Genomic DNA, 23,193 nt, shown 5'->3' with positions numbered 1-23,193 from the left:
GCGAACGAGCCCATGTCTGCGCACCAACCCGCCCCCGCCAGTACCCTCGCAATCACCCTGCAGATCCTCTCGATCGTCTTCTATACCTTTATTGCCTTCCTCTGCATCGGCCTACCGATTGCGGTGCTACCGGGCTATGTCCATGACCAACTGGGTTTCAGTGCGGTCATCGCCGGCCTGACCATCGGCCTGCAATACCTCGCCACCTTGCTCAGCCGCCCCATGGCCGGCCGCGTCGCCGATGGCCAGGGCACCAAGCGGGCCATTATCTATGGGTTGCTCGGGATTGCCGCCAGTGGCGTCCTGACTGCGGTATCGGCGCTCACCCTCGAATGGCCGCTAGTGAGCCTGCTGGTGCTGCTCGGTGGTCGAGTCCTGCTGGGCCTGGCCCAGGGCCTGATCGGTGTCGCTACCTTGAGTTGGGGCATCGGCGCGGTAGGGGCCGAGCATACGGCCCGGGTGATTTCCTGGAACGGCGTCGCCTCCTATGGCGCAATTGCCATCGGTGCACCGCTGGGGGTAATGCTGGCCGACAAGGTCAACTTCGCCACCCTGGGCCTGGTGTTGACCCTACTCGCCGCGCTGGCCCTGCTGGTGATCCGCAACAAGCCCTCGATGCCGGTGGTACGTGGTGAACGCCTGCCGTTCTGGGCCGCGTTTGGCCGGGTCGCTCCCTGCGGGGTGGGCTTGACCCTGGCGTCGATCGGTTACGGCACCCTGACCACCTTCGTCACCCTGTTCTACCTGGAGCAAGGCTGGAGCGGTGCCGCCTGGTGCCTGAGTGCATTTGGCCTGTGCTTCATTGTTTCGCGGCTGATGTTCGTCAACGCGGTCAATCGTTTTGGCGGTTATCCGGTCGCCATGGCCTGCATGAGCACCGAGGCCCTGGGCCTGGCGCTGCTGTGGCTGGCCCCCAGCCCGGCACTGGCACTGGTGGGCGCCGGACTGGCCGGTTTTGGCCTGTCGCTGGTGTACCCGGCATTGGGGGTCGAAGCCATCAAGCAGGTACCGGTCTCCAGCCGCGGCGCCGGGCTGGGTGCCTATGCCGTGTTTTTCGACCTGGCGCTGGCGATCTCCGGCCCCTTGATGGGTGCGATTGCCGTGCACCTGGGCTATGCCTGGATCTTCTGCATTGCCGCTCTGCTGTCGTTGGCCGGTGTCGGCCTGGCCCTGATCTTGTCACGGCGCGCTCAGGCTTACTGATCGGCGGTATTCAGCCCGACGCGCTGTGGCCGGCCCAGGGCGCGGGCAAAAAAGTGCGCAGCCTCGGCCTGCAGTGAAAGGTGGATGTCTTCACGGTCGACGCCGTCCGGGTCATTGCACAGCGCCGCCATGTGCTGGCGCTGTTCCTCATCGCACGGTGCCATGAACACAAAGTGCCCGGCGCCGGCCAGCAGCCGGTAGTTGGGCGTGACCGGCAGCTTGCGGGCCAACGCCTGGGCGTTCTTCTCGATGGACAGCAGTTGGTCGCTGTCACCGCTGTAGATCAGCGCCGGCACCTTCACCTGTGCCAGCGCCTGGCGACCGAACATCAAGCTCAGCGGTGCCATCAGCAGCAAGGCGTGTACGCGCGGATCGGCTTTGGCGGCAAGGTCGGCGCGATCGGCAATCAGAATCCCGTTGGTCTTGCAGGCATCGGCGTCGCGAGGGTGTTCCTGGCAATAGCGCTGCAGACGCTCGAGATCAGGCTGTGCCCCTGACAGGATCAGGGCCGTTTCGCCCCCCGCGGAGTAACCGATCATGCCCACCCTGTCACCCCTGACGTACGGCGCAAGCCAGGGGTCGGCGAGGCTGGCGGTGATCGCCGCGCTGATCTGCAGCGGCCGGCCATAGAGATTGCTCAAGGTGCCCAGGCGGCTGTGGTCATGGGCGTTGTCGCCCGGATGGGTGACCGCCACCACCACGAACCCCCGGCGTGCCAGGGCCGTGGCCAGGTCGTGCAGGGCCAATGGCGAGCCGGTGTTGCCGTGGGACAGCATCAACAAGGGATAGCGCCCCATCACCATGGGCGCGCCTTCAAATGCCTCGACCCGGTAGCCATCGATCCGGCTGCTGCGCTCGGGGCCGCTGGAGGGGTAGAACGCCAGCGCCTGTACCGGCCTGGCATCCAGTGGATCGGCGAACACCAGGCGATGCAGGCCCACACTCCAGTGCTGTCCGGGTTCGGCCTGCACAGCTGGAGTGATCAACAGTACAAACACTAGCCAGAACCCGACCCACCTGCGCATTGCCGTTCACCCTACCCGCCTGACGAGCTGCCCAGGTTTTGAGCATATCGCCGGGTAACCCTGCGCAGATGAAAGCTCAATGAAAAAACCGACAGCAAGCCAGGCCTGCTGTCGGTCGGGGTCAAGCGCGGGCGCGGATCAGGCGGCGGCGAACAGCTCGCTGCTGATCTGCTGCTGGGCGGCGCTCATGGCATTGGCGCGAGGCTCGTCGCCGTAGGCCAACCCGTGGGCACGGACGATTTCAAGGTCGGTGACGCCGATAAAGCCCAGGAATACCTTGAGGAATTCCTCATGACCGACACCGGTCGGCTGGCCAGCATGCAGGCCACCGGCGGTGGACACCAGGATCACCTTCTTGTCACCGCACAGGCCTTGCGGGCCGGCTTCGGTGTAGCGGAAGGTCTTGCCGGCCACGGCAACGCGGTCGATCCAGGCCTTGAGCTGGGTGGGAACGGTGAAGTTGTACATCGGTGCACCGATCACCACGGCATCGGCGTCCAGGAACTCCTGCAGCGTTTCGGCACTGAGCTGGGCTTCGTGCTGCTGGGCGGCGTCACGCAGCGCTTGCGGGGTGCCGGCTGCAACCAGGGTAGCGGCGGAGAAGTGGCTGATGGCGTCGGCTGCCAGGTCACGGTAGACCACTTCCAGGGAAGGATCGGCGGCTTTCCAGGCCTCGACCACGCTACGGCTCAGCTGACGGGAGGCGGAATTGTCGCCCAGGATGCTCGAATCGATATGCAACAGTTTCATGGGACTCTCCTGAATGAAGACCGCATCGGGGCGATCACGATGGAGACAATCCTACCTGGGCGCCGAATAGCTGATAAGTCGGCAAAAATGCGTTAGTTTGTCCTACTGACAGGACAATGGAGGGGGCCATGCAGGACCTCAACGACCTTTTCTACTTCGCCCGGGTAGTTGAAGCCGGCGGATTTGCCGCGGCCGGGCGCCTGCTCGGCATCCCCAAGTCGCGTCTGTCCCGGCGTATCGCCGAGCTTGAAGAGCGCCTGGGCACGCGCCTGTTGCAGCGCACCACCCGGCAACTGAAGCTGACCGCGGTGGGCGAACGCTACCTGCGCCACTGTCAGGCCATGCTGCTGGAGGCCGAGATGGCCGATGAAGCCGTGGCGAGCATGACCAGTGAGCCACGGGGCCGCTTGCGGGTGTCATGCCCGGTGGGCCTGGCCCACACCTTGCTGCCGCAGGTCATCAGTCGGTTTCTCGAGCTGTACCCCCAGGTGCAACTGGACATGATCCTGCTCAACCGCCGGGTCGACCTGATTACCGAAGGGGTCGATGTGGCCTTGCGCGTACGCGACCTGGGCGATGAAGATCCCGCCCTGGTCACCCGGCGTTTGCGCCAGGCCCAGATGTACCTGGTGGCAGCGCCGGCGTTCGCCGCCGCCCACGCGCCGACGACGCCGGGTGACCTGGCCGGGATGCCGGTGCTGGGCGCTACCGACGCCGACCGCCTGGTGCATTTGCGCCTGATCGATGCCCAGGGCCGCAAGCAGGAGTTGGCCATGGAGGCGCGTCTGGCCATCGACGACTTCGTGGTTCGCAAGGAGGCAGCGCTGGCAGGCCTTGGCTTCACCGCGCTGCCGATCATGCACTGTGAAGCTGAACTGGCCCGTGGCGAGCTGGTGCGCCTGCTGCCAGACTGGTCGCTGCCCGGGGGCTATCTGCAGGCGGTCTATCCGCATCGACGTGGCCTGTTGCCAGCGGTGCGGGTGTGGATCGATCACCTGGTGGCGTCGTTTGCCGAATGTGGGGAGCGTTATGTCTGAACGAAAAATGAGCGAAGCACAGGTGGTGGAGTTCTGCCTGAGCCTGCCCGGTGCGCGGGAAGACTACAAATGGGGCGGTGTGCGGGTGTTCTCGGTGGCCGGCAACAAGATGTTCGCCGTGCTGGACCTGGCGGGCGCCGGCTTGTCGTTCAAGGTTGAAGCCGAGGTGTTCCTGGGCTATGTCGACCGCACCGGCGTGCGCCCGGCACCGTACCTGGCGCGGGCGCACTGGATCAGCCTGGCGCCGCCCTACCCCATGGCCCGCGACGAGCTCTGCGAGCTGCTGCAACGGTCCCACCAATTGGTCGTCAGGCGCTTGCCCAAACGCCTGCAGGCGGGACTGCTTATCTGAGCAGCGGCTCCAGGGCGCTGCCCAGCCAGCGGCCACCCAGTAGCAGGTGATCGATCCAGAACAGCTGGTGCACGGCCACGATGGCCCAGAACGTCAGTTGAAAGGACGACTTGCGGGTTTTATGCCGAAACCGCTGCTGGGCCAGCAAGGCCCCCGGCCAGCCCCCACACAGCTCGCTGGCATGCAGGACTTTCTCCGGAGTACGCCAGGCCTGGTTGCGCGCCTGCTGCTTGTCACGCCAATACAAGACGAAGCTCAGCAGGCTTGCCAGCGGATAGGCCACCGCCGGCAACCACGACTGCCCGTTCAGCAGCATCTGCAGCGCCCCGCCCAGCGGCAGCAGGCACAGGCCGATGAACACCAGCAACTTGCTCCGCAGGTGCTGGACGCTGCCATTGCCGTGCTCGGCACGGCGTGCGGGGTTTTGCCCACGGCTCATGGATTCAACCCTGTGCCGTTGCCCAATCGACCCAACCGAACTGCCAGGTCGCCAGGATAATCAGGCCGAAGACAATGCGGTACCAGGCAAACATCGCGTAGCTGTGGCTGGCAATGAACTTGAGCAACCCGCGCACGGCGATCATGGCGAAGATGAACGACACCACGAAGCCGATGGCAAACACCGGGAAATCACCGGGCTGGAACAGGTCGCGGTACTTATAGCCCGAGTAAACCGCGGCACCCACCATGGTCGGCATGGCCAGGAAGAACGAGAACTCGGTAGCCGCCTTGCGCGACAGGCCGAACAGCAGGCCGCCGATGATGGTCGAACCCGAACGCGACGTGCCCGGAATCATGGCAAGGCACTGGGCAAAGCCGATCTTGAGGGCATCGGTCCAGCGCATGTCATCGACGTGCTCGACCGTGATGACGTGCTCACGACGCTCGGCCCAGAGCATGATCACCCCGCCGACAACCAGGGCCAGGGCCACGGTGATGGGGTTGAACAGGTAATGGTGAATCACATCGGCGAACAGCACCCCCAGCACCACCGCCGGCAGGAAGGCGATGAGCAGGTTGGCGGTAAAGCGCTGGGCCTGTCGCTCTTTGGGCAACCCCAGCACCACCTCGAAGATCTTGCGGCGAAACTCCCACACCACGGCCAGAATCGCGCCCAGCTGAATGATGATGTTGAAGGCCATTGCCCGCTCACCACCAAAGTTGATCAGGTCTGCAACCACGATCTGGTGACCGGTGCTGGAAATCGGCAAGAATTCGGTCAAGCCTTCGACAATACCCAGTATGACGGCCTGCAGGCCAGTCCAAAGATCCATTATTCCCCCACGAAGCGATGCCCCCAGGCATGCCCCCTTTATAGTGTCCACAAGCTCATGGCGATTTGAATGCCCGGCCATTCTGCAGCGACTGTTGGTCGCAAACTCGGCCGAAAAGTTCAGCCGCCCGCCAGGTTTGCCCTGAGGGGGGCGAAATCCTATCAGACCTCCGAAACAAACGCTGCTGGCAGGGGCTATATCTGCAACAGGTCAGCGAGTCGGCAAACGCGGCGGCAACGGTTACAATCCCCGCCTTTCCCAAACAGCCAAGGAACGCCGATGTCCGGCCTCGAACTGTTCGCCGCCGTGCTCGGCGTTATTGCCGTGTGGCTCACCACAAGGCAGAACCCCTGGTGCTGGCCAATCGGCCTGGTGATGGTGCTGCTCTACAGCTGGGTGTTCTTCGAGGTACGCTTGTATTCGGACATGCTCCTGCAACTGGTGTACGCCGTCTTGCAACTGTATGGCTGGTGGCAGTGGACCCGCCCGGACAGCAAGCGCCAGGCGCGCCAGGTCACCTACCTGGACACCCAGCCGATGATCTTCGGCCTTGGCCTTGGCTTGCTCGGCAGCCTTGCCCTGGGTGCCGCCATGGCCACCTGGACCGATGCCGCCCAGCCCTGGCTGGATGCCGCCCTGACCGGCTTCAGCCTGGTCGCGCAATGGTGGATGGCGCACAAGCGCGTGCAGTGCTGGCCACTGTGGATCGTGCTGGACGTGATCTTCGTGGGCCTGTTCCTGTACAAGGGCTTGTACCTGACCGCCGCCCTCTATGCCCTGTTCACCCTGATCGCGGTGCAGGGCTGGCGGCAATGGCGGCGTGATCCTGCGTTGGTGAGCGCATGAAGGTCGTGGTGCTTACCGGTCCCGAGTCCAGCGGCAAAAGCTGGCTCAGTGGCGAGATCCAGGCGCATTTCGGTGGTGAGCAGGTCGGCGAATATGTACGCTACTTCATCGACGAACACCGCCGGGACACCTGCTATGCCGACATACCGGCAATCGCGCGCGGCCAATTGGCCTGGGAAGATGCCGCCCGTGCCAGGCAACCGTCGCTGTTGATCCTCGATACGCACCTGTTGAGCAATATGCTGTGGAGTCGCACGCTGTTTGGCGATTGCCCGGCGTGGCTCGAAGAGGCGTTGTTGGCGCGCCATTACGACCTGCACGTGCTGCTGTGCCCCGAGTCCATCCCGTGGCACGACGATGGGCAACGCTGCCAGCCGCACCTGACCGAGCGCCAGGCGTTTTTCCAGGCGACCCATGACTGGCTGTCGATGCACCAGCAGCCCTTCGAGGTGGTGCAAGGCAATTGGCAGCAGCGCAAGCGTGCGGTGTTTGCAGCAGTCAGCCGCTTGCTCCAGGCCTGAACCACCGCCGCCCTGCGACAAATTGTCCACTTCTGAAACACTGGCCACCGCGCAAACCCGCGATCTAAAGCGGCCAGCGCCTTTATCGGTAAATGTGTTAACCACCTGAAACAGTCGACCTGCGGGGCCCTTGAAGCGCACTGGGGCCTGCAAAATCGCTGCGCGCACGCCCACTGTGTCTCGGCAGCGTTACAACTTTTTTTGACTCCTTTGAAAAATAAAACCAATCCGTTGATTTTCAACAATAAATCAAAAGCGGCACACCTTCTGCTCTCTTCCTCGCAACGCTGAACAGGACCAGCACCTCAGAAGAAGGAATTGGATCGTGGGAAAAATAGACAAAGGCATTTTTCACCTCCTGCTTGCTGGATGCGCATTGGGATCAAGCATCAGCCTGCCGGTTCAGGCCGAGAACGGCATCGTCGTCATCACCCGCGATGTGCAACCACGCAACGCCATGCGCCCGCCCCTGGCACCCGATCCCTTCCCGGTCACCGTCAATACCAACCCCTCAGCGCAAATCCTGCGGCAAACAAACGAATTGAGCGACGGTGACTTTGCCTCCATCAGCAGTGGTGCCGGCATCAGCGCGCTAATCAATCAGCAAACCAACAACATCGGCACCAGCATCACCAACCAGACCCAATTGCCGAATCTGGCCGGTGGACGTACCGGCAACTCCGGAAACGGCATTGCCAACATGGTCAACTCCAGTGTGCAGAAAGGCCTGGCGCCCCTGCAAATCCTGACCGGAGGCAAGTGAGATGAAGCATATCTTGCTGATTTTGGCCTCGCTCTGCAGTGCATCGGCCTTAGCCCAATCCCCCGTGACCAATACCGCCGAGATCGACAATTCCGGTAAGCAATACCAAGGCAACCTCACGGTCAACCAGGCGGCCGGTGACATGCAGCAACAAGCCAACGCCCGAGCCTTCGCCACTGGCCACAATGCCAACGCGACCACCGAGATCCGTCAACGCCTGCGTACCGGGATCAATTCCTCGATGGATGCCCGCTCCAGCATCCAGGGCGATGCCTTCAGCAACGGCAGTGGCGCCCTGGGCGTCAACCAGAGCGCCGGCGCTGCCAACCAGCAGGCCAATGCCCTGCGAATCAGTATCAGCAGTCAACCACAAAGTATCGATGACAGCGTCCTCATGCAGCAGAACGTGGCGCTGCTCAACAACTCCGATCCAACTGACTCAGCACCCGGCTATCGCCAGGTCACTACCAGTGACCAGGCCTTCACCGGTAGCCGTGGGGTCATTCAGTTGAATCAGAGCGCTGGGGTGGGAAACCGAATGGCAAACACCCTGAACGTCCGGGTCGCTGATTGACCCATGCAAGCACGTAACAACACTTAACCTAAAATAAAGTACGGAGAACCACCATGAAACCTTCGATGGCACTCAAGCCTCTGGTTTTCGCAATTGCTGCGGTCATGGCTGTAGCTGTACAAGCGGGGCAAAACGATCGTCGTGGCAATGACCATCACCATAACAACGGTCATCATCACGGCGGCCACCAAACCCCTCCTCCAACAAAAGTGTATGTGACAGCCAATGCCGGTGCCTATGACGAGCAAAACAGCGAAGACAACAAAATTCGCAACGAAGGCACCATCAACGGCGCTGCAATGACCGATTCGGCAGAAGGCACCAGCGGCAACGTCGGCGTCAACGTGGCAGCAGGTGCTGGCAACCAGCAAGACAACGCGGCCGCCATCGCCAACGCCGGTTCCAACATCGCGGAGCTGGATAATTCCTTCGTATTTGGCACTGCCAACGCAACTGCAAGCGTCAATCAGTACAGCGACAACAACAAGGTCAATAACTACGGCAGCACCAACTCTGCGCTGATGAGCGGCTCGGCAAGCGGCGGCAGCGGCAATATTGGCATCAACGTCGCCGGTGGCGACCTCAACCAACAGAAAAACACCATGGCCATTGCCAACAGCAATGCACCACTGGGTAACGCAAACGCCACTGCCTCTGCCGTGCAGGACGGCCCAGGCCTGGAGGTAAACAACAACGCCGATCGTACCTATAACATCGACACCATCACTATCACCACAACCGCCACCGGCAGCTCGTTCCACGGCAAGGCTTCCGCCGCTGCTGGCAGCAACAGTCAATCGTCGAGCTGGGAAGCGAAAGGTGCCAGCGGCTACAAAGTCTCAGGCAAGCAAGGCTTTGAAGCAGAGGGCATGCAAAGCCAGAAAGCAGGTGGTTCGTTCGATGCTTCGCTCAAAGCCCACCTGGATGTAGATGCCGAAGCGTCCCGGACAGTGTCCTGGGATTATGGCCGTCACCACAACGGTGAGCGCACCAACTCTGTAGAAGGCTCACTTGAAGCCAACCTCGACGCATCGGTCAAAGGCAAGTGGAACACCTCGTCCGGCTCCGAGTTCTCGAAGTCGTTCGGTTCTTCGTTCGAGAAAGAGTTTGAATCTTCGTTTGAAAAATCGGGCAGCCAGAAATCTGAGTCCGAGTACGAGCACTCGAAAGGCTATGCTGAGGTCAGCGCCTACAACCTGAGCAACAGCATTTCGTTCCAAGTGCTGACTCCTACCGGCTGGGCCAACCCTGTCACCAACACCGCAGTCCTCGCTGGCTCGGTCAATGGCGGCAGCGGCAACCTGGGCGTGAACGTGGCTGCCGGTGTGGGCAACCAGCAAAGCAACTCGCTGGCCATCTCCAACACCTCGATGTAATCGCTGTCGATTGGAGGCCCCCTTCGGGGGGCCTTTTTCACGAGATCCAGGGAGGCTTCCGAACATGCGCATCATCGCCTTGGCGTTTCTGCTTTGCCTGGCCAGCCAGAGCGAAGCTGCTCAAATGCCACTAACCGTGCTGTTGCCGGGTGGCGCGGTGGTGTACAAGCCCATCCAGAGCGTGCGCGAACGCAAATTTGCCGACCTGGTGCAACAGAAAACCGATTTCAGTTGTGGTGCAGCGTCGTTGGCGACCATCTTGCGCCAGGCCTATTGGCTGGATGTGGATGAAGCCCAGATCATCGAAGGCATGCTTGCACATGCCGATCAGGATCTGGTGCGCGTCCAGGGCTTTTCCATGCTCGACATGAAAAAGTACGTAGAAAGCCTGGGCATGCGTGCCCGTGGTTACCGGGTGGAAGCGGATGCCTTGCACAATATCCGCATCCCCACCGTGGTCCTGCTGGACATCCGTGGCTACAAGCACTTTGTTGTCATGCAGAAAGTCGACAAAGACTGGGTGTACATCGGCGATCCGGTGCTAGGCCACAAACGCTACAAAATCGAGGATTTTGTCAAAGGCTGGAACGGGATCATTTTTGCCGTCATCGGCAAGGGTTACGACAAGACCAATGCCTTGCTCGACCCGCCGATACCACTGACTGCCAAGACCCGTGTCAACGCCTTTACCCCGGTGCAAGACGCAGAGTTGATGGATTTCGGATTCATCCAAAGCGACTTCTTCTAATGACAAGGGAGCATGAGGCTCCGGGAGTATCCCATGAAGACTTCTATCTGGGTCGCCGTGCTGTGCATGGCTGCCAGCCTCCCAAGTGAGGCACAGATGCTCAAACCCATCGAATTGAAAGACCATGAACTGGCGAACCTGCGGGGCCGCTATGTAATGCCTGGACGGATCATCAGCTTTGGCGTGGTCATGTCCAGCGCCTGGCAAAACGCCCAGGGTGAACTGATCGGGGCGACAGCCTCACTACAAGTCCAGCAATCGATGTTCAAGCCACAGTTCTATGTGTCGACGTTCGAGGAAAAAGCCACGGCCGCAGCGCAACCACAAACCGCCAGCGCCAGTAACAGCACCAGCACAGTCACCTCCCCCAGCCCCGGCACCGGCACTGTCACCGGTGGCGCTGGGCTGAGCTCCACTGAAGGCGTCACCCAGGTTGTACGGGCTGCCGGCGACTTCAACACCGCCTACAACAACGTTGATATCAACGTCACCAAGGCCAATGAAGCACCGGCCGTCCAGACGCAGGGCACTGCATTGGCCGCAGATACACCGGCGGTCATTTCAAACGGAGCAGGTTCGCTGAGCGTTTCCTCGAGTGGTACGGGTGTGCAAATGAACATTGTCGCCAACAACAACCAGGGCAGCACCGTGCAACGGCTTGCCCAAGGTGGGCTGATGCAAAACACCACCCTGCTCGGCGCTGGCAACCGGGTCATCAACCTCACCTCCCTCAATGTCGTGCTGCGTGAGAACGTGCCGACAGCCGGCGCGCTCAGTGGCAGCCTGGACCAGCTCAAAGGACTTCGCACTCCTGGATTCTGATCTACGCTCTGTCTCATCAATGCAGTTAGAAGGGACGGCTAACCCATGCACCGATCGTTAACCTTCAGAGCTATCGTCTGTTTAAGTAGCCTGACTCCAGCGACATTGCTCTACGCAGCTCCCGACCCCCAGGTCGAGGCACTAAAACAAGAACTCATGGAGTTGAAACAGCGTTACGAAGCACAACAGAACGCGCTGATGGTGCTTGAACAGCGCGTTCGCCAGGTCGAAGAAACACCCGCCACACCGCAGCCCAAACGCCTGACCAAGTCTCCCGCCGAACCTTCCCGGGGCGGCCAGGCGGTGGCCGCGGGTGCGCCGGGAACCACCGGCAGCTCGTACGGCCAATCGCTCAAGGAAGACTCGGAACCGGCACAAAGCGTGTCCAACCTCTATGACGAGGCCAGCGGCTTCTTCGGTGGCGGCAAGTTCAGCGTCGAGACCGGCCTGACCTACACCCACTACGATACCCGTGCCCTGGTGCTCAACGGCTTCCTGGCCCTGGACTCGATCTTCCTTGGCAACATCAACCTCGACCGTATTAAGGCCGACAACTGGACCCTGGACCTGACCGCACGCTACAACCTTGATCAGCGCTGGCAGTTCGATATCAACGTCCCAGTGATCTACCGCGAGTCCACCTACTCCTCAGGCGGCGCAGGCGGTGCCGGCCCGGTGTCTTCCGACGCAACGGTCAAGCGCGACCCTACCATCGGCGATGTCAACGTAGGGGTTGCCTACAAGTTCCTCGACGAGTCGGAGAACCTGCCCGATGCAGTGGTCACCTTGCGCGTCAAGGCACCCACCGGGGACGACCCCTACGGCATCAAACTGGTCAACGACCCGACCAACGACAACCTCTCGGTACCTGAAGACCTTCCGACCGGCAACGGCGTTTGGGCGATCACACCGGGGATCTCGCTGGTCAAGACCTTCGACCCCGCCGTGCTCTTCGGCAGCCTTTCCTACACCTACAACATGGAGGATTCGTTCAGCGACATCAGCCCCACCATCAACACCAAAGTCCCGGGCGACGTGAAACTCGGCGACTCCTGGCAGATTGGTGCCGGTATCGCGTTCGCCTTGAACGAGAAAATGAGTATGTCGTTCTCGTTCACCGACCAGTTCTCCAGCAAGAGCAAGATCAAGCCCGATGGCGGCGACTGGCAATCAGTCCCCAGCAGCGACTATAACGCGGCCAACTTCAACATAGGCATGACCCTGGCCGCCACCGACAACCTGACCATCGTGCCGAACCTTTCAATCGGCCTTACCGACGACTCGCCGGACTTTTCCTTTAGCTTGAAATTCCCATACTACTTCTGAGCCTCGCGCTCACAAAAAAGCCCGCTTCGGCGGGCTTTTCATTTCTCGGTAGGAGCGGGCTTGCCCCGCGATGCTTAAGTAGCACTATCACCACTCAACGAATCTGATGCTTGTGCAGCAGCCTATAAAAGGTCGGCCGGGAAATCCCCAGCACCTTGGCCGCGATACTCAAGTTGTCGCTGTGCCGATTGAGTACATCGCACAAGGCCTGGCGTTCGGCCCGGTGCTTGTAGTCTTCGAGGGTACCCATACTGGCTGCGAACGCGTGCTGGGGCGCCAACCCCAGGTCCTGGGCCTCGATCTGCCGCCCTTCGGCCAGGACCAGACCACGCCTGACCCGGTTGGCCAGTTCGCGTACATTGCCCGGCCAGTCGTGCTTACCCATCGCCACCAGGGCGTCCTCGCTGAAACTGCGCGGACGCCGCCCGGTTTCCAGGCTGTAGAAATGGGAAAAATGGCTGGCCAGCATCGACAGATCGCCATGCCGGTCACGCAGGGGCGCGGTGACCACTTGCAGCACATTGAGCCGGTAATACAGGTCTTCGCGAAAACGCCCACTCTCGATGGCCTTTTCAAGGTCGACGTGGGTCGCCGCCAGCACGCGCACATCGACGTCGATCGGCTGGCTGCCGCCAACGCGTTCGATGTGTTTTTCCTGCAGGAACCGTAGCAGGTTGGCTTGCAGTTCCAGCGGCAGGTCGCCGATTTCATCGAGAAACAAGGTGCCGCCATGGGCGGCTTCGATACGTCCGATCTTGCGCTGGTGAGCACCGGTAAACGCGCCTTTCTCATGACCGAACAGTTCCGACTGGATCAGGTGTTCCGGTATGGCGCCGCAGTTGATCGGCACGAAAGGCTTGTCGCGGCGCTGGGATTGGCGATGCAGCGTGCGCGCCACCAGTTCCTTGCCGGTACCGCTCTCCCCGCGAATCAGCACCGGCGATTCGGTGGGTGCCAGTTTGCTGAGCAACTTGCGCAGTTCGCGGATCGGTCGGCTGTCCCCGAGCAATTCGTGCTCGGTGCCATCGACATGGACATTGCCTTTGCCGCGCAGGCGCGCCATGCCGAAGGCCCGGCCAATGGTGACCTGCACCCGGGAGACGTCGAACGGCAAGGTGTGAAAGTCGAAAAACCACTCGCATACAAAATCGCCGACGTTCTGCGTGCGCAACTCGTCAGGGCTGAGCACGGCAATCCATTCGGTGTTGCTGCGGCTGATCAGGTCTTTCACGGCATCGGGGTGCTGCAGGTGCGAGGCCTGCAAACGCAACAAACCGACATCGCAGGGATATTCCTGGGCGGCGGACAATGTACAGCTGGAGACGTCCCAGCCGACATTACGCAGCCCGGGTAACAAACGGTGACAATCATCGCAGGGATCGACGATCAGCAAGCGGCGGTTGGACGAAGGTTCGAGCATGACCTTTCCTTGGCGCCAAATGTTGGAATTTTAAATAGAAACAGCACGTTGGCAGGCCCGTTTGTAACAGTAGCAACGATGCGTCAGACGCCCACTACCGTCTGTCTGCAAAGCAGGGACGTAAAATTGACTGCGGGGAATTTTTCACAACTTTCAACGTCAGACTCGGCACCTGTTACAACTTTTTTGCCGAATCCCAAAAAATTACAAATAAGTATGTGACTCGACCCTGTACTGCGTGCATCAGTACAAGTAACCCACCGCCGCACAGCGCGCGGTACTTTTATTTTTTGTTTGGGCCCACAGAGAGACCGAACCCATGAATGCCCCGCTCCGTGTCAACGAAGCACTGCTGATTGCCGACCACGCCTTCGAGCCCTTCCAGTGTGTAGCCTGGGATTCGCCTAACGGTACTGGCGAACTGAGCCTCGCAGTGATCGACCGGACCAGCACCCGTATCGGCAGCAAACAGGTGCCAAGCAGCACCTATACGGACCCTGCGCAACTGGCGCACCTGATCGAAGAAGTGCGTGCCGAACTGAGCGAAAAAGGCTACGACCTGCAACCCTGGTCAATGCCGAAGTAACTTCGCAGCACACACATCGGGCAACTTTCTAGTTGCCCGTTCTTTATAGTGCGACACTTCGCCGCACTGTTTTCACGTACGGACCCGTACGTGCCTTTATTATTCCATCACTTTGAAACTGTCTATCGACTGGTAGTCGGCGTTTAATTGCTGCGCCAATAAACGCGCACGTCCCAGGCGTACCGCCGCGCGTTCCATATCCACCAGCAAACTTGGACACGGCAGTGGCGCCACGGGGTCCCAGGCCTTGAGCCGGCCGTCGGTCAGCACCAGGCAGCGTTGTTGCTCGGCCGGAAACTGGCGTTGCCGGGCCAGCAGCCAATTGCGCGCCTGCTCCAGGGCAGCCAGCAACGGCGTGCCGCCGCCGGCACCGAGGTTTTCCAGCCAGGGCTGCAATGCCGCGGATGCCTTGAGGCCATGGCGCTGCCAGGTCGGGGTGTTGCCGCTGGCGGTGAGCAAGGTCAAGCGCGCCCGCTGCCGGTACGCCTGATCGAAGAACCCGGCAAGCAGGCCCTTGGCCTGGCTCAGGGCCTGGTGGCGGCGGGTGGAGGCCGAGGCGTCGACAATCACCAGCCAGAGTTCATGAGCACTGGCCCTGCGTTGCTGCCAGCACAGGTCGAGGCGTTGACGCGGCCGCCCCTTGAGCAAGGTGGCGGGCCAGGCGACCGTACCCTGGGTGGCGGTGCGGGCAGCCCCTCTGGAACCTTGCTTGATGCTGCCAGGGCGGGGTTTGGCATCCGCCGAACGCGGGCGACGGATGCTCAGGGCTTTTTTGCCCAGTTCGGCACCTCGCGTCGCGCGCCGGTGGGCGCGGCCTGGGGCGGCATGTCACCCCAGGCACCCTGGCCTTGTTGAGCACAGAGCGACTGGCCGCCCTGGGGATCGGGCGCAGGCGCCTGCTGCTCGGCACGTTCACGACGACGGTGCCGCAAGGCGAACTCGGCCACCGCATCAATATCCTCTGCCTCAATGCTCAAGGCACCGCGCCAGGCGGCATGGGCCCTGGCCGCACGCAACCAGACCAGGTCAGCACGCAAGCCATCGACACCGGCGCCAAAGCAGCGCTCGGTGATCTGTGCCAGGGCCTGATCATCCAGCGGAATCTGCGCCAGTCGCTCACGCGCCTGCTGGCAACGCTCGCGCAACTGCGCCTGGGCAGGCGCCCACTGGGCGCAGAAGGTGTCGGGGTCGGCATCAAAGTCCAGACGCCGACGAATGATCTGCCCACGTGCTTCAGGCGCCGGTTGCCCATCGAGGGCCACGTTGAGACCAAAGCGATCGAGCAACTGCGGGCGCAACTCGCCCTCTTCCGGGTTCATGGTGCCGATCAATACAAAGCGGGCGCTGTGACGGTGGGAAATACCGTCGCGCTCGACCCGGTTGGTGCCACTGGCCGCCACATCCAGCAGCAGGTCCACCAGGTGGTCGGCCAACAGATTGACCTCATCCACGTAGAGCACACCACCGTCGGCCTTGGCCAGCACGCCCGGCGAGAACTGCGCCTTGCCCTGCCCCAGCGCCGCGTCCAGGTCCAGGGTACCCACCAACCGCTCTTCGCTGGCACCCAGCGGCAGGGTCACGAACGGGCCATCACCCAGCAGGTCGGCAAGCCCCCGGGCCAGGGTGCTCTTGGCCATGCCACGCGGGCCTTCGATCAGCACGCCGCCGATCTTCGGGTCGATGGCGGTCAGGCACAGGGCCAGTTTCAGCTCATCGGCGCCGACCACGGCAGACAGCGGGAAATGTGCAGGTTCAGTCATCTCAAGTCTCTTCTTCGCCATCGAGCAGTTGCTCTTCCAGCGCCTCGCGGTAGGTACCCGGTTCCTGCCACAAGCCACGTTGTTGCGCTTCGAGCAGGCGTTCGGTGATATCGCGCAGGGCCTCGGGGTTGTGCTGGCGGATAAAGTCGCGGGTCGGGGTGTCGAGCACGTAGGCATCGGCCAGCGACTGATAATGGTGGTCGTCGATCAGGTGCGTGGTGGCATCGAAGGCGAACAGGTTGTCGACCGTGGCCGCCAGCTCGAACGCCCCTTTGTAGCCGTGGCGCTTGACCCCGTCGATCCACTTGGGATTGAGCGCACGGGCACGTATCACCCGGTTGAGTTCTTCTTTCAGGGTACGGATACGCGGACGGTCCGGCTGGCTGTGGTCGCCGTGATAGCTGGCGACCGGCGCCCCGCCCAGGCTTTCCACGGCAGCCAACATGCCGCCCTGGAACTGGTAGTAATCGTTGGAGTCGAGCAGGTCATGCTCGTGGTTGTCCTGGTTCTGGATCACCGCCTGCACCTGGCCCAGACGCCGGGCAAAGTCGGCACGCGCCGGGGTGCCGTCGTCGGCTGCGCCATAGGCATAGCCCCCATGATTGAGATAGACCTCGGCCAGGTCTTCGCGGCCTTGCCACAGACGCCCGTCGATGGCGTTATGCACGCCCGCACCATAAGCCCCCGGTTTGGCGCCGAAGATGCGCCAACCCGCCTGGCGTGCGGCCTGCTCGGCCTCCACGCCCTGGGCCAGCAACTCGGCACGCTCAGTGCGCACCCTGGCGGCCAGCGGATTGAGGTCATCCGGCTCGTCCAGCGCCGCGACCGCCCGAACGGCGGCATCGAACAGGTCGATCAGGTTGCCGAAGGCATCGCGGAAGAACCCCGACACCCGTAGCGTCACGTCCACTCGCGGTCGGTCGAGCAGGCTCAACGGCAAAATCTCGAAGTCATCGACCCGCTGACTGCCACTGGCCCACACCGGGCGCACCCCGAGCAAGGCCATGGCCTGGGCGATGTCATCACCGCCGGTGCGCATGGTCGCCGTCCCCCATACCGACAGCCCCAGTTGGCGCAAATGATCGCCGTGGTCTTGCAGGTGGCGCTCCAGAATCAGGTTGGCCGAGGCAAAGCCAATACGCCAGGCCGTGGTGGTTGGCAGGTTGCGCACATCGACGGTATAGAAGTTGCGCCCGGTGGGCAGCACTTCCAGACGGCCCCTACTGGGGGCGCCGCTGGGGCCGGCAGGCACAAAGCGGCCCTGCAAGGCAGCGAGCAGGCCATGCAGTTCAGCCGGGCCGCAGGCATCGAGTTGCGGCGCGACCTCGTCAGCCAGCGCCTGCAACACGGCGCGCACTTCGCTCCATTGATCGTCGGGCGGAACCTGCGCATCACCTGCCAGGCGCTCGCTGATCAACCGCCCGGCCAGCAACTCCAGGCGCTCGCGGGTATCCCCGGCCGTTCGCCACAGGCCGCCGTCCACGCCTTGCAGCAGCGCCGGGCGCGGCCCGTTCCAGGGTTGACCGAGGTCGCAATCCAGCGGATCGAACCCCAACGCCAGGGCCTTGGCCAGCGCCCGCAGCAGGCTGGCATTGGCCCCTCGTCCATCACCGCGGGCCACCCGCAACAAGGCCAGCAACGTGTCCGTGCGCAAGCGCCCGGTGGGCGACTCGCCAAACACATGCAGGCCATCGCGTATCTGGGATTCCTTCAGGTCACACAGGTAGGTGTCCAGCCGTGGCAACCAGACCGCTGCGTCGTCCAGCGCACCTTCGAGCTGCAGCTCACGGTCGATGTGGTTGTCGCGCACCAGTTCGAGAATATCGCGCTGCAGTTCACGGGCGCGGCGCGGGTCCAGTAACTGGGCTTCGTAGTACTCGTCGGCCAGCGCCTCCAGGTGGCGCAGCGGGCCGTAGGTTTCGGCGCGGGTCAGCGGCGGCATCAGGTGGTCGATGATGACCGCCTGGGTACGGCGCTTGGCCTGGGCGCCCTCGCCCGGGTCGTTGACGATAAAGGGATAGATATTGGGCATGGGCCCGAGCAAGGCATCCGGCCAGCAACTGGCCGACAGGCCCACGCCCTTGCCCGGCAGCCACTCCAGGTTGCCGTGCTTGCCGACATGGATCAGCGCATCGGCGCCATAGCCGTGGCGCAACCAGAAATAGAACGCCAGGTAGCCATGGGGCGGCACCAGGTCGGGGTCGTGGTACACCGCGCTCTGGTCCAGCTGGTACCCCCGGGCCGGCTGAATGCCGACGAAGGTCAGGTCAAAGCGCAGGCCGGCGACCATCATCCGGCCATTGCGGAACATCGGGTCCTGCCGGGGTTCGCCCCAGCGTTCGCGCACGGCGTCCTGGTTGGCCTGGGGCAATTGGGCGAAGGCTGCCAGGTAGTCGTCCATCGCCATGCTTTGCAGGCAGGGGCGCTGGTCGATGCTGTCCAGGTCGTTGCTCACACCGCCGAGCAGCGCCTGAATCAGCGCCGTCCCGCTGTCGGGCAGCGCGCCAAGCGGATAGCCCTGGTCTTTCAGGGCACGCAGGATATTCAGCGCGGCGGCTGGCGTGTCCAGGCCCACTCCATTGCCGATGCGCCCGTCGCGGGTCGGATAGTTGGCCAGGATCAGGGCCACGCGTTTATCCGGGTTGGGCAACTGCGCCAGTGCACACCAGCGCCGCGCGAGCTCGGCCACAAAGTCCATGCGCTCGGCATGGGGGCGGTAGCAGACCACGTCCGACTGGCTGCGCTCGCTGCGCCAGGCCAGGTCCTTGAAGCTGATCGGCCGGGTAATGATCCGCCCGTCCAGCTCCGGCAGCACGATGTGCATCGCCAGGTCCCTGGCCCCCAGCCCTTGCTCGCTGGCCTCCCAGCCCGGTGCGTTGTCCTGGGCGCAGATGGCCTGCAACACCGGAATGTCGCGGCGAAACGGCCGCAGGTGCGGCTGCTCGGGGCTGGACTGGGCAAACCCTGTGGTGTTGATGATCAACGCTGCATCGACTTCATCCAGCCAATCTTCGACCTGGGCCAGGCAACCGGCTTCCTTGAGGCTGGCCACGGCAATCGGCAAGGGGTTGAGCCCGGCCAGTTGCAAGCGTTCGCAAAAGGTGTCGATAAACGCGGTATTGGCGGCCTGCAGGTGCGAACGGTAGAACAGCACCGGCACCACCGGCTGCATCTGCTGCCAATCGGCGTACCAGTCCTGCAACTGCGCGGCGGCCTTGTGCGGGTGGTACACCGCCGTGCGCGGCAGTTGCTGCGGCTCGCTCCAGGGGTAATCGCGCTGCAGCCAGAGGTTGGCCAGGCAATTGAACAGGTTCAAGGCATTGGCCTTGCCACCCTGGCGCAGGTACTGCCAGAGCCGATCGGCCTGCGCGGCGCTCACCGTGCTCAGGCTGCCGAGTTCCGGGTCCGGGCGGTCATCGCCCGGCACCAGTATCAGTTGCACGCCTCGGGCAGCCAGCTCCAGCAACTGCTCCACGCCATAGCGCCAATAACCGACACCCCCATGCAGCGACACCAGAATGACCTTGGCATGGCGCAACACCTCGTCCACATACAAGTCGACGGAGGCATGGTTCTGCACCTGCATGGGGTTGGCCAAACGCAGGCTGGGAAAATCCGCGGGCAATTGCTGGGCGGTTTCGGCCAGCAATGCCAGGTGCGAATCACCGCTGCAGAGAATGACAAGCTCAGCCGGGGTCTGGCCCAGGTCGGCAATGCTGTCGTCCGGCACGAAGCCGCCGGGCTGGGTCCGCAGCAGGTGCATGAATCAAGCGCCCAGGGCGGCGCGCAGGCTCGCTTCCAGTCGGCTGGCATCGAGGTCCTGGCCGATCAGCACCAGGCGCGTGGTACGTGGCTCTTCACTGCGCCAGGCGCGGTCGAAGTGCTTGTCGAAACGGGTGCCCACCCCCTGGATCAGCAGGCGCATCGGCTTGCCGGGGATCGCCGCAAAGCCCTTGACCCGCAGGATGCCGTGTTGCACCACGAGCTGGGTCAGGGCGTCGAGCAGCAGGCTTTCGTCGGCTTGCGGCAACTCGATGGAGATCGAGTCGAAGGCGTCGTGGTCATGATCGTCATGGTCATCGCCATCATGGTGAGAATCATGGTGGGTGCGACGGCCGTCGATATGCGCTTCGGATTCGGCGCCCAGGCCCAGCAGCACGTCAAGCGGCAGGCGACCGCTGCTCGCCTCGATCACCTTGACCGCTGGCGGCAACTCTTCCTGCACCTCGGCGCGTACCTTGGCCAGGTCTTGAGGGGCAATCAGGTCGGCTTTGTTCAGTACCACCAGGTCGGCACTGGCCAGCTGGTCGGCGAACAGTTCGTGCAGCGGCGACTCGTGGTCCAGGTTCGGGTCCAGCTTGCGCTGGGCATCGACTTGATCGGGGTAAGCGGCGAAGGTACCGGCGGCCACCGCCGGGCTGTCGACCACGGTAATCACCGCATCGACCGTGCACGCGTTGCGGATTTCCGGCCACTGGAAGGCTTGCACCAGTGGCTTGGGCAGGGCCAGGCCGCTGGTTTCGATGAGGATGTGGTCCAGATCGCCACGGCGTGCCACCAGCTCGCGCATCACCGGGAAGAACTCCTCTTGCACGGTGCAGCACAGGCAGCCGTTAGCCAGTTCATAAACCCGGCCGCTGGCTTCTTCCTCTGTGCAGCCGATGCTGCACTGCTTGAGGATTTCGCCATCGATACCCAGCTCGCCGAACTCGTTGACGATCACGGCGATGCGTCGGCCCTGGGCGTTGTCGAGCATATGACGCAGCAGCGTGGTTTTGCCCGAGCCGAGGAAGCCGGTGACGATGGTGACGGGGAGTTTGGCCAGTGTTTTCATGTCGATGCCCTTGGCAGCAAATGGCGGGCATGCAGGACGAGAACCGCAGGCAGCACTGCCCGGGCGCGTTCGCCACCGGATCACCCCGCCCGGTTTAATGTCGGAAACTGATCGAGGCAGGTCTCCTGGCTTGCATTGCACCGGCCGCCGGCCAGTGGAACGACGCCTTCCCGCAGGGATGCAGTGGCTGTGTCGATCCGTTCAATGCTTACAGTTGCGGGGGCAGCCGCGGCTTGAACCGCGTTCCCGTCTTAGCTTCGGCCCGCGCCGAAGAACCTCGAAGCGGCTAGGCTACGCAGTGCCCGGTGAGCGGTCAACTGCTGTCACAATTGACGCTTGCGTAGTTGCATGATTTGCTAGTGCGATTCGTTTGGGTGCCCTTGACAGGGTGAAACGGGAAACCGGTGCGTCATACACGTGTTGTTCACGGCGTAGGACAAGTCCGGTGCTGCCCCCGCAACGGTAAGCGAGAAAAGCGTCAGAACCACTGTGCCCGTAGTCCGGCATGGGAAGGTGACGCCTTCGGCGCGGCACTCTGCCCGCCCTCGCCAGCCCGGAGACCGGCCCAGGCTCGATTTGACAAACCCGCGGTGGGCGGGCGCTGTTGCAACCCCTGGGCGTCTTGCGTGCAGGGGTTTCTTGCGCTTGCCTGTTGCCGACAACACCAAGAGGAAAGCGCCATGCGTACCAGTACCGCCAGTCACTCCGCCGTTACCCCCTCAACCCTGAGCCAGCGCCTGCTGGTTGCTGTCGGTGCCTCGCTGCTGGGCCTGTGCCTGGTCTACTTCGCCGGTTTCTCGCATATCGAAGCCGTGCACAACGCTGCCCACGATACCCGCCACAGCGCCGCCTTCCCTTGCCACTGAGTGCCCACCCATGATCAAGCGTATTGCCAGTACCGCAGGGTTTGCAGGCCTTCTGGCCGCCCTGCTGCTGACCCTGCTGCAAAGCTTCTGGGTCGCGCCGCTGATTCTGCAGGCGGAAACCTATGAAAGCGCAGCTCCGGTGGTCGAGGCCCATGAGCATGCTCCTGGCGTCGCCGCCGACCATCACCACGACAGTGAAGCCTGGTCGCCTGAAGATGGCTGGCAGCGTGTGCTGTCGACCACCGGCGGCAACCTGGTGGTCGCCGTCGGTTTCGCCCTGATCCTGGCCGCGCTCTACACCCTGCGCGCGCCCAACAGCGCCGTTACCGGTGCGCTCTGGGGCCTGGGCGGCTTTGCCGTGTTCTGCCTGGCACCGACCCTGGGCCTGCCGCCGGAGCTGCCGGGCACCGCCGCCGCTGACCTGGCCCAGCGCCAGGCCTGGTGGGTGGGCACCGCCGCCGCCACCGCCGTGGGGCTCGGGCTGATCGTGTTCGCCCGTAACTGGCTGCTCAAGGCCGTGGGCGTAGTGTTGTTGGTAGTGCCTCATGTGATTGGCGCGCCGCAGCCTGAAGTCCACGAAATGCTCGCCCCAGAGGCCCTGGAAGCCGAGTTCAAGGTCGCCTCGCTGGTGACCAACGCCGCGTTCTGGCTGGCCCTGGGCCTGATCAGCGCCTGGCTGTTCCGCCGCCCGAACCAGGCCTGACATGCAGTTGTTTGTCGGCCTGGGTTGCCGGCGGGGTTGCCCCGCCGACACGCTGGGCAACCTGCTCGAACACACCCTCAAGGCCCACGACCTGCCCCTCGCGGCGGTCGCGGGCCTTGCCAGTATCGACCTCAAGCGCGACGAGCCGGGCCTGACTCAATTGGCCAGGCGCCTGGGTGTGCCCGTTGTGTTTTTCTCGGCTGCGCAGCTGTCGGCCTTCGCGCCGCGCTTGAGCCACCGCTCTGACGTCGCCTTCGCCCACAGCGGTTGCCACGGCGTGGCCGAAAGCGCCGCCCTGGCCATGGCCGAGCAGGTGGCCGGCCCCGCTCACCTGCGCGTCACCCGCACCCTAAACGCCGATGCCACCCTGGCATTGGCCACCGCCCGCGGCATTGGCGGATAATCCC

The 23,193-nt window shown here is 62.9% G+C and carries 24 protein-coding genes and 2 riboswitches; of the genes, 15 read left to right on the top strand and 9 right to left on the bottom strand.

Going from position 1 to position 23,193, the window contains the following annotated elements; translation table 11 throughout:
* The first annotated feature begins 12 nt into the window (after positions 1-12).
* A complete protein-coding gene (locus tag U9R80_RS13635) occupies positions 13-1,203 on the top strand; it encodes an MFS transporter (RefSeq protein WP_301837785.1) in 1,191 nt (396 codons plus the stop codon).
* Here the strand turns inward: U9R80_RS13635 and U9R80_RS13630 are convergent.
* Together U9R80_RS13630 and U9R80_RS13625 are read right to left on the bottom strand one after the other, a co-directional pair.
* The gene (locus U9R80_RS13630) at positions 1,197-2,228 is read right to left on the bottom strand and encodes an alpha/beta hydrolase family protein (protein ID WP_301837787.1); all 1,032 of its coding nucleotides are present in this window, start codon (positions 2,226-2,228) and stop codon (positions 1,197-1,199) included. The two genes, U9R80_RS13635 and U9R80_RS13630, sit on opposite strands and share 7 nt — an antisense overlap.
* A 138-nt stretch (positions 2,229-2,366) precedes the next feature.
* Positions 2,367-2,978: an FMN-dependent NADH-azoreductase gene (locus U9R80_RS13625; RefSeq protein WP_301837788.1), complete on the bottom strand. Its 612-nt coding sequence runs from the start codon at positions 2,976-2,978 to the stop codon at positions 2,367-2,369.
* A 128-nt stretch (positions 2,979-3,106) separates the two neighbouring features.
* Between U9R80_RS13625 and U9R80_RS13620 the strand changes: the two genes are divergently transcribed.
* Together U9R80_RS13620 and U9R80_RS13615 are read left to right on the top strand one after the other, a co-directional pair.
* Positions 3,107-4,015, top strand: coding sequence for a LysR substrate-binding domain-containing protein (locus U9R80_RS13620; protein WP_301837789.1), 909 nt, complete (start codon positions 3,107-3,109; stop codon positions 4,013-4,015).
* Entirely contained in the window at positions 4,008-4,367 is a 360-nt protein-coding gene (locus U9R80_RS13615) for an MmcQ/YjbR family DNA-binding protein (RefSeq protein ID WP_301837790.1), read from the top strand. The genes U9R80_RS13620 and U9R80_RS13615 overlap by 8 nt, the downstream gene beginning before the upstream one ends.
* On the opposite strand, the gene U9R80_RS13610 is transcribed toward U9R80_RS13615, so the two are convergent.
* Both U9R80_RS13610 and U9R80_RS13605 read right to left on the bottom strand, forming a co-directional pair.
* The gene (locus U9R80_RS13610) at positions 4,360-4,806 is read right to left on the bottom strand and encodes a DUF1294 domain-containing protein (protein WP_301837791.1); all 447 of its coding nucleotides are present in this window, start codon (positions 4,804-4,806) and stop codon (positions 4,360-4,362) included. The genes U9R80_RS13615 and U9R80_RS13610 overlap by 8 nt on opposite strands.
* A 4-nt stretch (positions 4,807-4,810) precedes the next feature.
* Positions 4,811-5,641, bottom strand: coding sequence for an undecaprenyl-diphosphate phosphatase (locus U9R80_RS13605; protein ID WP_301837792.1), 831 nt, complete (start codon positions 5,639-5,641; stop codon positions 4,811-4,813).
* Positions 5,642-5,920: 279 nt separating this feature from the next.
* Between U9R80_RS13605 and pnuC the strand changes: the two genes are divergently transcribed.
* From pnuC to U9R80_RS13565, 8 genes are all read left to right on the top strand, one after another.
* A complete protein-coding gene (gene pnuC, locus U9R80_RS13600) occupies positions 5,921-6,487 on the top strand; it encodes a nicotinamide riboside transporter PnuC (protein WP_301837793.1) in 567 nt (188 codons plus the stop codon).
* Positions 6,484-7,008 carry an AAA family ATPase gene (locus U9R80_RS13595; RefSeq protein ID WP_301837794.1) on the top strand — a complete coding sequence of 175 codons (525 nt, stop codon included), beginning with the start codon at positions 6,484-6,486 and terminating at the stop codon, positions 7,006-7,008. Before pnuC ends, U9R80_RS13595 begins: the two co-directional genes overlap by 4 nt.
* A gap of 325 nt (positions 7,009-7,333) precedes the next feature.
* Positions 7,334-7,771 (top strand): hypothetical protein, encoded by a 438-nt coding sequence (locus U9R80_RS13590; RefSeq protein WP_301837795.1) that lies wholly within the window; start codon positions 7,334-7,336, stop codon positions 7,769-7,771.
* Between the two features lies 1 nt (position 7,772).
* Positions 7,773-8,345 carry an adhesin gene (locus U9R80_RS13585; RefSeq protein ID WP_301837796.1) on the top strand — a complete coding sequence of 191 codons (573 nt, stop codon included), beginning with the start codon at positions 7,773-7,775 and terminating at the stop codon, positions 8,343-8,345.
* 53 nt (positions 8,346-8,398) lie between these two features.
* Positions 8,399-9,721, top strand: a complete 1,323-nt coding sequence (locus U9R80_RS13580; protein ID WP_301837797.1) for a heme utilization protein — start codon at positions 8,399-8,401, stop codon at positions 9,719-9,721.
* A 64-nt stretch (positions 9,722-9,785) separates the two neighbouring features.
* Positions 9,786-10,469, top strand: a complete 684-nt coding sequence (locus U9R80_RS13575) for a C39 family peptidase (RefSeq protein WP_301837798.1) — start codon at positions 9,786-9,788, stop codon at positions 10,467-10,469.
* A 33-nt stretch (positions 10,470-10,502) separates the two neighbouring features.
* Positions 10,503-11,291 carry a hypothetical protein gene (locus U9R80_RS13570; RefSeq protein ID WP_301837800.1) on the top strand — a complete coding sequence of 263 codons (789 nt, stop codon included), beginning with the start codon at positions 10,503-10,505 and terminating at the stop codon, positions 11,289-11,291.
* A gap of 45 nt (positions 11,292-11,336) precedes the next feature.
* Positions 11,337-12,617: a transporter gene (locus tag U9R80_RS13565; RefSeq protein WP_301837801.1), complete on the top strand. Its 1,281-nt coding sequence runs from the start codon at positions 11,337-11,339 to the stop codon at positions 12,615-12,617.
* A 94-nt stretch (positions 12,618-12,711) separates the two neighbouring features.
* Here the strand turns inward: U9R80_RS13565 and U9R80_RS13560 are convergent, their stop codons facing one another.
* A complete protein-coding gene (locus U9R80_RS13560; protein ID WP_301837802.1) occupies positions 12,712-14,037 on the bottom strand; it encodes a sigma-54 dependent transcriptional regulator in 1,326 nt (441 codons plus the stop codon).
* 319 nt (positions 14,038-14,356) lie between these two features.
* Here U9R80_RS13560 and U9R80_RS13555 point away from each other — a divergent pair, with 319 nt between their 5' ends.
* Positions 14,357-14,623, top strand: coding sequence for a hypothetical protein (locus U9R80_RS13555; protein WP_028945133.1), 267 nt, complete (start codon positions 14,357-14,359; stop codon positions 14,621-14,623).
* Positions 14,624-14,722: 99 nt separating this feature from the next.
* Here U9R80_RS13555 and U9R80_RS13550 read toward each other — a convergent pair whose 3' ends face one another.
* Genes U9R80_RS13550 through cobW form a run of 4 tightly spaced genes read right to left on the bottom strand, consistent with a single transcriptional unit; the run spans position 14,723 to position 21,217 of the window.
* Positions 14,723-15,337, bottom strand: a complete 615-nt coding sequence (locus U9R80_RS13550; protein WP_301838000.1) for a vWA domain-containing protein — start codon at positions 15,335-15,337, stop codon at positions 14,723-14,725.
* Between the two features lie 47 nt (positions 15,338-15,384).
* On the bottom strand, positions 15,385-16,383 hold the full coding sequence (locus tag U9R80_RS13545) for an ATP-binding protein (RefSeq protein WP_301837805.1): 999 nt from the start codon (positions 16,381-16,383) through the stop codon (positions 15,385-15,387).
* Between the two features lies 1 nt (position 16,384).
* Positions 16,385-20,146: a cobaltochelatase subunit CobN gene (cobN, locus tag U9R80_RS13540; protein ID WP_301837807.1), complete on the bottom strand. Its 3,762-nt coding sequence runs from the start codon at positions 20,144-20,146 to the stop codon at positions 16,385-16,387.
* Between the two features lie 3 nt (positions 20,147-20,149).
* A complete protein-coding gene (cobW, locus tag U9R80_RS13535) occupies positions 20,150-21,217 on the bottom strand; it encodes a cobalamin biosynthesis protein CobW (RefSeq protein ID WP_301837809.1) in 1,068 nt (355 codons plus the stop codon).
* Positions 21,218-21,315: 98 nt separating this feature from the next.
* Positions 21,316-21,512: riboswitch (cobalamin riboswitch) on the bottom strand.
* A gap of 60 nt (positions 21,513-21,572) precedes the next feature.
* Positions 21,573-21,800: riboswitch (cobalamin riboswitch) on the top strand.
* A 97-nt stretch (positions 21,801-21,897) separates the two neighbouring features.
* Here cobW and U9R80_RS13530 point away from each other — a divergent pair.
* From U9R80_RS13530 to U9R80_RS13520, 3 genes are read left to right on the top strand one after another with little or no spacing between them, the layout of a single operon-like run.
* Complete coding sequence (locus tag U9R80_RS13530; protein ID WP_274115663.1) at positions 21,898-22,083, top strand: CbtB domain-containing protein; 186 nt, start codon at positions 21,898-21,900, stop codon at positions 22,081-22,083.
* A gap of 10 nt (positions 22,084-22,093) precedes the next feature.
* On the top strand, positions 22,094-22,786 hold the full coding sequence (locus tag U9R80_RS13525; protein WP_301837812.1) for a CbtA family protein: 693 nt from the start codon (positions 22,094-22,096) through the stop codon (positions 22,784-22,786).
* 1 nt (position 22,787) lies between these two features.
* Positions 22,788-23,189 carry a cobalamin biosynthesis protein gene (locus U9R80_RS13520; protein ID WP_301837814.1) on the top strand — a complete coding sequence of 134 codons (402 nt, stop codon included), beginning with the start codon at positions 22,788-22,790 and terminating at the stop codon, positions 23,187-23,189.
* Positions 23,190-23,193: the final 4 nt, after the last annotated feature.

Origin of the sequence: Pseudomonas sp. JQ170C (assembly GCF_035581345.1) — a bacterium.
Lineage (GTDB): Bacteria > Pseudomonadota > Gammaproteobacteria > Pseudomonadales > Pseudomonadaceae > Aquipseudomonas.
Note: the sequence above shows the minus strand (reverse complement) of the source record. Positions and strands in the feature narration are given on the sequence as shown.